This window comes from Acetobacterium paludosum (assembly GCF_008086595.1).
GTDB lineage: Bacteria > Bacillota > Clostridia > Eubacteriales > Eubacteriaceae > Acetobacterium > Acetobacterium paludosum.
Genome location: NZ_RXYA01000008.1, coordinates 168,326 through 178,279 on the forward strand (window position 1 = coordinate 168,326; position 9,954 = coordinate 178,279).

Annotated in this window: 8 protein-coding genes and 4 tRNA genes; 1 reads left to right on the top strand and 11 read right to left on the bottom strand. The window is 37.4% G+C overall.

Features of this window, described 5'->3' with window-relative positions; genetic code table 11:
• Window positions 1–14: 14 nt before the first annotated feature.
• Both FZC41_RS10100 and FZC41_RS10105 read right to left on the bottom strand, forming a co-directional pair.
• On the bottom strand, window positions 15–1,061 hold the full coding sequence (locus FZC41_RS10100; RefSeq protein ID WP_243136690.1) for a V-type ATPase subunit: 1,047 nt from the start codon (window positions 1,059–1,061) through the stop codon (window positions 15–17).
• Window positions 1,062–1,099: 38 nt separating this feature from the next.
• The gene (locus tag FZC41_RS10105; RefSeq protein WP_148567287.1) at window positions 1,100–1,450 is read right to left on the bottom strand and encodes a hypothetical protein; all 351 of its coding nucleotides are present in this window, start codon (window positions 1,448–1,450) and stop codon (window positions 1,100–1,102) included.
• A 158-nt stretch (window positions 1,451–1,608) separates the two neighbouring features.
• On the opposite strand from FZC41_RS10105, the gene FZC41_RS10110 reads away from it, so the two are divergent.
• On the top strand, window positions 1,609–4,185 hold the full coding sequence (locus FZC41_RS10110; protein WP_148567288.1) for a heavy metal translocating P-type ATPase: 2,577 nt from the start codon (window positions 1,609–1,611) through the stop codon (window positions 4,183–4,185).
• 142 nt (window positions 4,186–4,327) lie between these two features.
• On the opposite strand, the gene FZC41_RS10115 is transcribed toward FZC41_RS10110, so the two are convergent.
• From FZC41_RS10115 to FZC41_RS10155, 9 genes are all read right to left on the bottom strand, one after another.
• A complete protein-coding gene (locus FZC41_RS10115) occupies window positions 4,328–5,695 on the bottom strand; it encodes a sensor histidine kinase (protein WP_170253943.1) in 1,368 nt (455 codons plus the stop codon).
• The gene (locus FZC41_RS10120) at window positions 5,680–6,345 is read right to left on the bottom strand and encodes a response regulator transcription factor (RefSeq protein WP_148567290.1); all 666 of its coding nucleotides are present in this window, start codon (window positions 6,343–6,345) and stop codon (window positions 5,680–5,682) included. The genes FZC41_RS10115 and FZC41_RS10120 overlap by 16 nt, the downstream gene beginning before the upstream one ends.
• Window positions 6,346–6,427: 82 nt before the next feature.
• The gene (locus FZC41_RS10125) at window positions 6,428–7,186 is read right to left on the bottom strand and encodes a lantibiotic immunity ABC transporter MutG family permease subunit (protein ID WP_148567291.1); all 759 of its coding nucleotides are present in this window, start codon (window positions 7,184–7,186) and stop codon (window positions 6,428–6,430) included.
• Window positions 7,186–7,947, bottom strand: coding sequence for a lantibiotic immunity ABC transporter MutE/EpiE family permease subunit (locus tag FZC41_RS10130; RefSeq protein WP_148567292.1), 762 nt, complete (start codon window positions 7,945–7,947; stop codon window positions 7,186–7,188). The genes FZC41_RS10125 and FZC41_RS10130 overlap by 1 nt, the downstream gene beginning before the upstream one ends.
• Entirely contained in the window at window positions 7,948–8,655 is a 708-nt protein-coding gene (locus FZC41_RS10135) for a lantibiotic protection ABC transporter ATP-binding protein (protein WP_148567293.1), read from the bottom strand.
• Between the two features lie 129 nt (window positions 8,656–8,784).
• Window positions 8,785–8,860 (bottom strand) — tRNA-Lys (locus FZC41_RS10140).
• 382 nt (window positions 8,861–9,242) lie between these two features.
• Window positions 9,243–9,327: transfer RNA gene (locus FZC41_RS10145), tRNA-Tyr, on the bottom strand.
• A gap of 20 nt (window positions 9,328–9,347) precedes the next feature.
• A tRNA-Thr gene (locus tag FZC41_RS10150) sits at window positions 9,348–9,423 on the bottom strand.
• A gap of 407 nt (window positions 9,424–9,830) precedes the next feature.
• Window positions 9,831–9,907, bottom strand: a tRNA-Asp gene (locus FZC41_RS10155).
• Between the last annotated feature and the right edge of the window lie 47 nt (window positions 9,908–9,954).

Sequence of the window (9,954 nt, forward strand, 5' to 3'; positions counted from 1 at the left end):
CCTCCTTTCACATCCTAGTCAAAGGATCTGATTAAATAATATTTTATTTCTGCCGGCTCCATTCGATATCGCTTGCTCTCAATAATTGAAGTTATATCCGCAATTTCGAAATCTAATAATTGAATATATGCAAACGCCCTGCCTAAGTTATCGCTTCCTATACTAAATAGTTTTAAATATAGATAGTATAGATACCTTTTCATCCGCCGCTCCATATACAGATCAATGGTTTTCGTATGATTAAATAAAAACGCATAATCTGAATTAATCAATTGTTCCTTCATTTCTTCGGTGTTCTTGGCATCAACAAGCTGTGACAAGCGCCTCTCATTAATTTCTAATCCGCCTCTTAATGAATAGGCAATCAACGCTTCCCGAGAAAGGTTATAAAACTTTAAGCCACGATAAATCCACACCAGATTCAGCAAATCAAAATGACGCCGCTGGGCCTTAATCAAATCCCGATTAATTTTTTTATCCAGTTCAATCAGTCTTTTTTTTAGCAAATCATAATAATATCGATCCAGACTTTTTTCAATCATCACCAAATCCTGCTCAATTGATGCATCTTTAAAAATTTCCAATACCCGATAATAATCGGTATCAATAAGCAGCTTTTTAAATTGCTCCCAATCTTTTACACGAAATAAACGTTCAAAAGGCACATTTGTATATTTCTTCGAGTATACAATCAGACCTCGTAAGGATTCCAAATCGTCGTTTCTGGCAATACCACGAATTAAAACTATAAGAGATTCCACCTCCAGCTGAACTAAGAGCATTTTAAAAAATGATTTATCCTTACCATATAAATAGTGCATGAGTTTTTCAGTTTCCTGCACCTTTAAATCACTTAAGCGTACCTCAATCTGTGTGCGATGGAGATTGAGAGGATCCAGATTTTTTAAAAACTCGCCGTAATAGGTATGATCTCTTAAATATTGAAATACTGCCGTCAAATTTTGCGCCTTGATCAGCTCAATATAATCTGCCGCTTTGATCTTTTGAGCCCTCATGGCAAGTGTTTTTACACTTATGCATGCATATTTACTTTTAGACATTTGATTTCCCACTTTTCTTTATAATTCAAACTTTATATTTAAATATGATCAGTTGGCGTTTTGAATAATATCTTCAGGACTTCGATTGCTTTTTCTTCTTTTTTCTCATCATACCGGTACCGCACTTTCAGTAAGTCTTTCTCCATTGAATTAATAATGGCAAGACGGTCTTCTTTTGCTTTTGCTATTTCTATTTCATAATTTTTTTTCGCCAGCTTCTGAGCATTTTCTAATTCAACTTTTTCTCTTTCTTTGATATTATTTTTTGTTTGTTCCAATATTTCGACTGCCCTTGCTTCAACATTTTTTTTGATGTCGATTGCCTTTTTATCCAGATTTATAATTTCCCTGATAACGATATTAATATCCGCATCTTCACTGTGTAACATAACCGTACTCCTTTCCTACTGCAATTAACATGCTCTTGTAAAATCATATTATAATTTTATGTCTGCTTATAATGCTTGACATTCATTCCTGGGAATAATAGTATGATACTATCTTTAGTCTGCTCCAATTGATGATTATAGAAAGGATGTGAATTTTAATGGAAAAAACTTTTTTTAATATTAATGGAATGACCTGCACCGCCTGTGCCGGCACCATTGAACGAAAACTTAACCAGATTAATGGTGTTGAATCTGCCGTAATTAATTTCACAACTGAAAAGTTATTGGTCGTCTATGACGCTAGCCTGGTCACCCCCAAATTAATCATCGAAACGATAACGGCCCTTGGCTATGAAGCCCTTCCTGTTGATAACGGAATGGGAAGCAATATCACAAAACCTGCCAGTGAATCAAAGTATCAAAAACAGATTAATGAAGTTCGAAACCGGTTAGTCTTTTCTTTGATTTTCACGCTGCCGCTGCTTTATCTGGCCATGGGATCGATGATTGGTTTGCCTATCCCAACTTTTCTAGCTGGAATGCCGAATATTCTAATCAATGCCTTAACGCAGATGTTCTTAACCCTGCCTGTTATCTACCTCTGTCGGAATTTCTATATTAACGGTTATAAAGCACTTGTAAAGCGGATTCCGAATATGGATTCATTGGTAGCGGTGGGTACCAGTGCTTCATTTTTATATGGTGTCGTTGTCCTTTTCATCCTCGCTTATGGCTTTTCTTATGATGATATGGAATTAGTCCATCAATATGCACACGAGTTGTATTTCGAATCAACCACTGTTATCTTAGTATTAATTACCCTCGGAAAATATTTTGAAACAAAAGCTAAAGGGAGAACTTCTCAAGCGATCGAAAAATTAATCGCTCTTGTTCCTGAAAATGCCCATGTTCTGCGAGACGGACATGAAATCGAAATTGGCATTGATGAAGTTAAAGTCAACGATATTGTGATTATTCGTCCTGGCGAACGCATACCAGTGGATGGCGAAATACGCACTGGCCGCTCCAGCATTGACGAATCGCTGCTTACTGGTGAAAGTATACCGGTTGAAAAAAAAGAAGGTGATTTTGTCATTTCCGGAAGCATCAACAAAACCGGTTCATTTGAATTTATAGCCACAAAAATCGGACAAGATACCACCCTTAATAAAATCATTCAATTGGTTGAAGAAGCACAATCATCCAAGGCTCCCATTGCCCGAATTGCAGATCAAATCAGTCAATACTTTGTCCCGATTGTTATGGGTATTTCCTTACTCACTTTCTTAATCTGGATTCTCTTGGGCTATGGTTTGTCGTTTGCTCTGTCAGTCGGTATATCGGTGTTAGTCATTTCCTGTCCCTGTGCCTTGGGTCTTGCAACCCCTACAGCCATTATGGTCGGAACTGGAAAAGGCGCAGAACAAGGCATATTGTTTAAGAATGGACCGGCTCTGGAAATTCTTGGAAAATCGAATACCATTGTGTTCGACAAAACCGGTACACTTACAGTTGGTGCTCCGTCGGTAACGGATATCATTTTATATGATGTCCAAATCACCAGACAGGATTTGTTGAAAATCACCGCTTCACTCGAACAAAAATCCGAACATCCCCTCAGTGATGCCATTGTCAAAGCCGCCTTAGCAGAGAATTTGGACCTGGCTGACCCAGAAGAATTTGATTCACTTCCCGGTTTGGGAATAAAAGGGCGAGTTGGCACAATCCAGCTAGTCGCCGGAAATCAAAAGCTGATGGAAAAAGAAAATATTTCCTGTGATATGATACATACGGATTATTTGAATTTGTCAGATATGGGTAAAACCCCGTTGTTGATTGGATGGAACGGCACTTTAAAGGGCATTATTGCTGTCGCCGATACAATTAAAGCCGACAGTTATCAGGCTGTTACCCAACTCAAAGCCATGGGAATAGAAGTATATATGCTGACTGGTGATAATGAGCTCACCGCAAAAGCAATTGGCAAAATGGTCAATATCGATCACGTGGTTGCCAACGTCCTCCCTCATGAAAAATCGCAAATGATCAAGAAGCTTCAGGAAAATGGCAATCAAGTTATTATGGTGGGAGACGGCATCAATGATGCCCCGGCCCTGGCTCAAAGCGATGTCGGGATTGCGATTGGTAACGGCACCGATGTTGCTATCGAATCCGCTGATGTTATACTGATGCAGAATAATTTAATAAATATTTTGTCAGCGGTACAATTAAGCAAGGCGACACTGAGAAACATCAAACAGAATTTATTTTGGGCATTCATTTACAATACCATTGGAATTCCCCTGGCCGCCGGCATTCTGTATATTCCTTTCGGTTTAAAACTCAATCCGATGTTTGCCGCCGGTGCGATGAGCTTAAGCTCAGTTTCAGTCGTCCTGAATGCTTTATCACTAAAAACATTTAAGACAAAATTAATGGATATCGCTAATAATAAAGACATCCCGTCTGTTCCTATTGCAGAAATGCCTTTAATTATAGAGAATGATAAGAAAGAAGGAAAAAGAATGAAAAAATTAATGAAGGTTGATGACATGAGTTGTCAACATTGTGTAAAACGGGTAGAAACAACACTCAATGCAATTGATGGCATTGAAGATGTTGTTGTCTCTTTGGAAGAAGGTCAAGTAAGTTTTAGCGCTACCGATGCAGTAGACGATGCTGTTGTCATCGCTGCGCTGACTGAAGCGGGTTACCCGGCTTCACTGCTTTCGTAGAAGCTTTAGAAAAATATTCAATATAAACTTGATGTTGCGTTTATATTGAATATATCGTGTTCCACTTAACTAAAAAAGCACCTTTCAACGATTATATGTAGTATAACCGTTGAAGGGTGCTTTTTTAATGCCGAAATGAAAGTTAATGATTTATCGGTATTTTAATCTCAACTTTAGCACCACCTATTTTTTCCGATTTTAATAACTTTACACTGCCGCCATGATTTTTTACAAGATTATCCACAATATACAAACCTAATCCATAATGCTCCCTTGAATTTCGGCTTTTCTCTCCCTGATAAAACTGTTCCAATGCTGACTTCATTTCTTCACCGGAAAATCCCGGCCCTGAATCTTCTACCATAAAATAGAGAAACTTTCCTTTTTCAGATGCATTTAAAAAGATCTCTCCACCAGTCGGTGTATGTTCCACTGCATTAGAAATCACATTCAACAGACAACGCTTTATTGCTGTTTCATCCACGGTGATAATAGCTGGAACCGACTCTTGAATCAGAGTCAATCTAATATTTTTCTGGCCGGCGATTAACCGAGCATCCGAAATGATTGTCTCCATTAATATTGTAAAAGAAATATCCTTAACGACCAGATTATTTTCTTTTTCAGACTCAATGATATCCATCAGCGTCATTAGATATTGTTCCATGTCAGCAACACTTTTTTGAACACTGACACTGCAGACACGCTGTTCTTTATTAAGCTCCGTTTCTTCAATTAATTCTGCATTTCCCCTAATAACAGTCAGAGGGGTCTTCAGATCATGTACCAAAGCCGAAATCTGCTTTTTCTTTCCCTCCTCAAGAATCCATTGTCGGGTTAACGAATTTTTCAATTCTACCTTCATTTTATCGATTGAAGCCAGTACATCATTTATTTCAATAATCTCTGATGATGCTACCTGAAATTCAAGATTATCCATTTGAATTTTGTCTGTTGTATCTTTTAAAAGCTGAACTTCTCTGTTAAGTCTTTTGGTAAAACGATTAGCTAAAATGATTGTTTCCAGTATAAACAAAACAATAAAAATCAATATCGTGAATACGCTTGGCCCCGGCAAGTATTTATTCCAATTCTCATTACTATATCTTGGATAGAGCTTATATTTGATAATACCGGTATCATTAGCAGTTCGGATAATCTTATAATATGAATCACCTTTGTTACTAACACCATTCTGAACATCCTGCCACATGACCAAACTTTCTGCTTCATCAATATTGCTTTCTTTAACACGACCTGCTTCATCATATACTGCATAAGTACAACCATATGGCATCCAGTCTGCATAAGAACTGTAATCTTTTATATGCACGACAGCTTCATTAATTATATTTTCCGCATGATTGGCCGGGAGAATAATTCCACTTAAAAATCCTGCCTCCAACACGATACACATCAATATAACGGTAGCAATTACAATTATACAAAATTTCACAACATAGGAAATAAAAACGTATCGGATACTTTTTGTTTTTATTGCACGTTCCATTTGTACCCGATCCCCCATACCGTCTCAATCACTTTCAGATCATATTTAGACAACTTATTTCTTATGTTTTTTATATGTTCTGTAATCGCGGAGCTGTCGCTTTCTCCATCAAATCCAAATATTGCTTCGTAAATCTGTTCTTTGGAGAATACCTGTCCATGATTCATAGCCAGATGCTCACAAATTTCATATTCACTTTTGGTTAATGGAATTTTCGCTTCTTCAACATAAACTTCTTTGGCGGTGAGGTGAAATCGCAGCCCGGATATGGCAAACACATTTTGCTTTTCTCGATGATCCCTTCTGAGATGAGCCTCCACCCTCGCTCTTAATTCACCAATTCCAAATGGTTTTGTAATATAGTCATCGCCACCAACACGAAGACCAGTAATTAAATCGGTTTCCATGACTTTTGCAGTAAGAAAAATAATCGGACAATCCACCAATCCACGTATTTTCCGACAACATTCAAAGCCATCCATATCCGGCATCATCACATCCAAAAGAATTAGGTCATAATTTGAAAACTGGTTTTCTTTTATCATCAGCGGGCTGACTACTGTTGTTACGCGATGACCTGTTTTTTCAAGTGCTCGTTTTATAATCATTAGAATTTCTTTTTCATCATCAACTGCTAAAATATTTGCCATATTTCTGTATCCTTAAATTAAAAATCTTCAAATCTCACTCCAACTATTGCTATTTTTCATCCTATCAATCCAAACACTAAACTTAACTTTCGATGCAATTATTTGATTCATAATTAGAAAACCAAACAACTGCCGCAACTAATAGCGAAGCAGTTAAGACAGTTGCTGTCACGATACCAAACTGCACATCTCCCATCATCGACATCAAATAATCAGGATCACTAATCGACAGCGAATAATATCCCGTAAATCGGATACCCCAACTGCATGGAATAAATTTCCATATAACTTCTCCGAGTCCAGTAAGCATTAAAGCTGAACAAAGACTTTCTAATGCACCAACGGTCATGGAAACACCCTTTCCAAACTCCAAGCTTAGGATCATATGGAAGACATATAAAAATATCTGACTGCCAAACAAAATACATGATATCACTAAGTAAAACGAAAGCGGTAAATTATTTTGTTTCAGGACAAATTGAAATCCTGCCGCAAAACCAAATAAAGCAATTCCCAGTGCAGCGCCACCAATTATTAAAAGCATCAAAAGTTTTGCCAGAAAGCTCTGGTACTTTGGGTTCTTTAAACCGATCATTTCTTTAAAGTTACCAGCAGATCTCTCCGTATCGATTGAAGACGCACATACGATACTGATTAAAAGCGGAAAAGCAATCGCCAATATTTCTATATAACCATTGACTTTATTCATCGTTACACTGGCCGAAAACGAATAATAGCACAATGTTAAAACAACTCCTATTATTGGGATCACTAAATGGATGAGATAAAAAGGTGTATGTATCATTTTGTAAAATTCTGATTTTAATAACCCCCACATCATTAACGAGCCTCCCTATTTGAATAAGTTCTTGCACTTATCCACGTTAATCCAAGAAATAATATAATTGAAATCAATATTCCCGGTATCAGCACATTCCATGATAAGAGCATCGGTGAAAATGTTTTGCTACCATCCTCAGCAATCAATCCATTCGGAAGAATATTAAGTATCGGGATCATTAGCCTTGCTCCATAAGAATGAGGAAATACCCACCAGAATGTCTCAGTCGCTGCCAGAATCCCCGCTGTAACATTCAAACTGGTATTGACGATTAATGTTACAAATATTCCCAGCTTTTCATTCAAAACCATGCAAAAAGGTATCTGCCAGGCAAATGTAATAACTAAAACGGTAATCGCTAAGAATGCATTCATAATAGGTATCCCGTATTCAACCGTTCCTCCGATAACATGTCTTACTACGGGATATAAAACAGAACCCATAAAAATGATACAACAGGAAATAAAAAGTAGTTCCACCCCAGTCATTACTTTGGCAATCCATATTTTTTTCAAGTCAATCGGTAACGTGATAACCGCGCGATTTCCCATTTTTCCGTCCTTTTGCATCAACATTCCGCTAATAATGGTAATGTAAAGAGGCAAAATCATACTATACCACCAGTTATAGTTATCTACCATAAAAAAATCACATGCCAGAAAGAAAGATAGAAGAATGGTTGCAAGCGGCGCTAGAAGAGCTAGTCTTGGAATCGCTGTATGCCTTATTTTGATATTTTCAGCTTTTAAATATGTTGACATCTATGCTTCAACCCTTCTGTATTTTGCTGCTGTTTCTAAAAACAGTTCTTCCAAATTATCACCTAATTTTAGTTCATTCTGATAACCAAGAACACCTCCGGAGATAATTCCAACATGGTCAGCAATCTGTTCAACTTCACTTAATATATGACTGGAAAGAATGACCGTAATTCCTTTCTCCGGAAATGAACGGATCAACTCCCGCAATTCCTGTATTCCAATGGGATCCAGCCCATTAGTAGGCTCATCTAATATTAAAAGCTTTGGATTATTTATAAGTGCGATAGCCACACCAAGACGCTGCTTCATACCCATTGAGAAATTACCAGCTTTCTTTTTTCCGGTATCACTTAGATCTACAATTTCTAAAACCTCGTCTATTTTTTTATCAGGAATTGCTAACACCAGAGTACGTACCTTCAAATTTTCTCTCGCCGACAAATTTTCATATAATGGTGCTGATTCAATCAACGAACCAATCTGTAAAAGATCATTTCTCGACCATGAATGATTATTGAAAATAATTTCTCCATCAGTAGGTTTTAACATGCCTGTAATCATTTTTAGAATCGTGGATTTTCCAGCGCCATTTGGTCCTAATAGCCCATACACTGAATTTCTTTCTATTGATAAAGAAATATTTTTCACTGCTGCCTGCTTTTTAAATGTCTTAGTAAGACTTCTTGTCTCTAAGATAATGTCTTTCATTATAATTACTCCCTTTTCCTTTGATATTTATATAGTAAGGGCTAATTGTAAGGATTTTATAAGGATTTGGAAATTATTTATCTTTCAAACTAAAAAAAACTGCAATCTCTTGCAGTCATGTTTTTCTAATGGTGACCCATGGGCGACTTGAACGCCCGACACCCTGATTAAAAGTCAGATGCTCTACCAACTGAGCTAATGGGTCAGATAAATTATTTAGTTATTGTTTGTCTTTAGACGATTCTGTGATCCAGTTGTATGCCTGACTAAGTGATTCACACCAAATCAAAGATTTGGGTTCTCTACTTATACCAACTGAGCTAATGGGTCAGATAAATTATTTAGTTATTGTTTGTCTTTAGACGATTCTGTGATCCAGTTGTTTGCCTGACTAAGTGATTCACACCAAATCGAAGATTTGGGTTCTCTACTTATAGCAACTGAGCTAATCAATGATCGTATTTTAATTAAAAACTCTTCTCATCCGTAATTGGATGAGTTTTTAATTAAAATGCGTTTGCTTTATCACGTTGTCTCGCTACGCTCAACTACCTACCAATTTCATAAATGAAATCGGGATAAAACTTTGGTGGGAGAAGATGGATTCGAACCATCGTAGACGCCGTCAACGGATTTACAGTCCGCCCCCTTTAGCCACTCGGGCATTCTCCCGCTGTTTTTTTACAAAAAAATGGAGCTGATGAACGGACTTGAACCGTTAACCTGCTGATTACAAATCAGCTGCTCTGCCAATTGAGCCACATCAGCCTAAATAAAAGGGTTTGTTTGATTACTGTATCTGTTTCCTGATCCGCTACACATAACTAAGTGATTCACACCAAATCGAAGATTTGGGTTCTCTACTTATGCCAATTGAGCCACATCAGCCTAATAAAAGGGTTTGTTTGATTACTGTACCTGTTTTCTGATCCACTACACATAACTAAGTGATTCACACCAAATCAAAGATTTGGGTTCTCTACTTATGCCAATTGAGCCACATCAGCCTAAATAAAAGGGTTTGTTTGATTACTTTGGATCGTATTTTAATCAAAAACTCTTCTCATCCGTATTTGGATGAGTTTTTAATTAAAATGCGTTAGCTTTATCACTGTTGTTTCGCTTTCGCTCAACTTCCGACCAATTTCTTACTGAAATTGGGATAAAGCGTTAAATGGCGACCTGAAAGGGGTTCGAACCCTTGACCTCCAGCGTGACAGGCTGGCATTCTAACCAACTGAACTACCAGGCCGCTTTGTTAAAATAATTATGGTGACCCCTAGGAGATTCGAACTCCTG

Bases quoted from the DNA above. Each gene is read 5' to 3' on its own strand.
- FZC41_RS10115 (WP_170253943.1), bottom strand. From the start codon at position 5,695: ATGGAACGTGCAATAAAAACAAAAAGTATCCGATACGTTTTTATTTCC.
- FZC41_RS10100 (WP_243136690.1), bottom strand. From the start codon at position 1,061: ATGTCTAAAAGTAAATATGCATGCATAAGTGTAAAAACACTTGCCATG.
- FZC41_RS10125 (WP_148567291.1), bottom strand. From the start codon at position 7,186: ATGATGTGGGGGTTATTAAAATCAGAATTTTACAAAATGATACATACA.
- FZC41_RS10135 (WP_148567293.1), bottom strand. From the start codon at position 8,655: ATGAAAGACATTATCTTAGAGACAAGAAGTCTTACTAAGACATTTAAA.
- FZC41_RS10110 (WP_148567288.1), top strand. From the start codon at position 1,609: ATGGAAAAAACTTTTTTTAATATTAATGGAATGACCTGCACCGCCTGT.
- FZC41_RS10120 (WP_148567290.1), bottom strand. From the start codon at position 6,345: ATGGCAAATATTTTAGCAGTTGATGATGAAAAAGAAATTCTAATGATT.
- FZC41_RS10130 (WP_148567292.1), bottom strand. From the start codon at position 7,947: ATGTCAACATATTTAAAAGCTGAAAATATCAAAATAAGGCATACAGCG.
- FZC41_RS10105 (WP_148567287.1), bottom strand. From the start codon at position 1,450: ATGTTACACAGTGAAGATGCGGATATTAATATCGTTATCAGGGAAATT.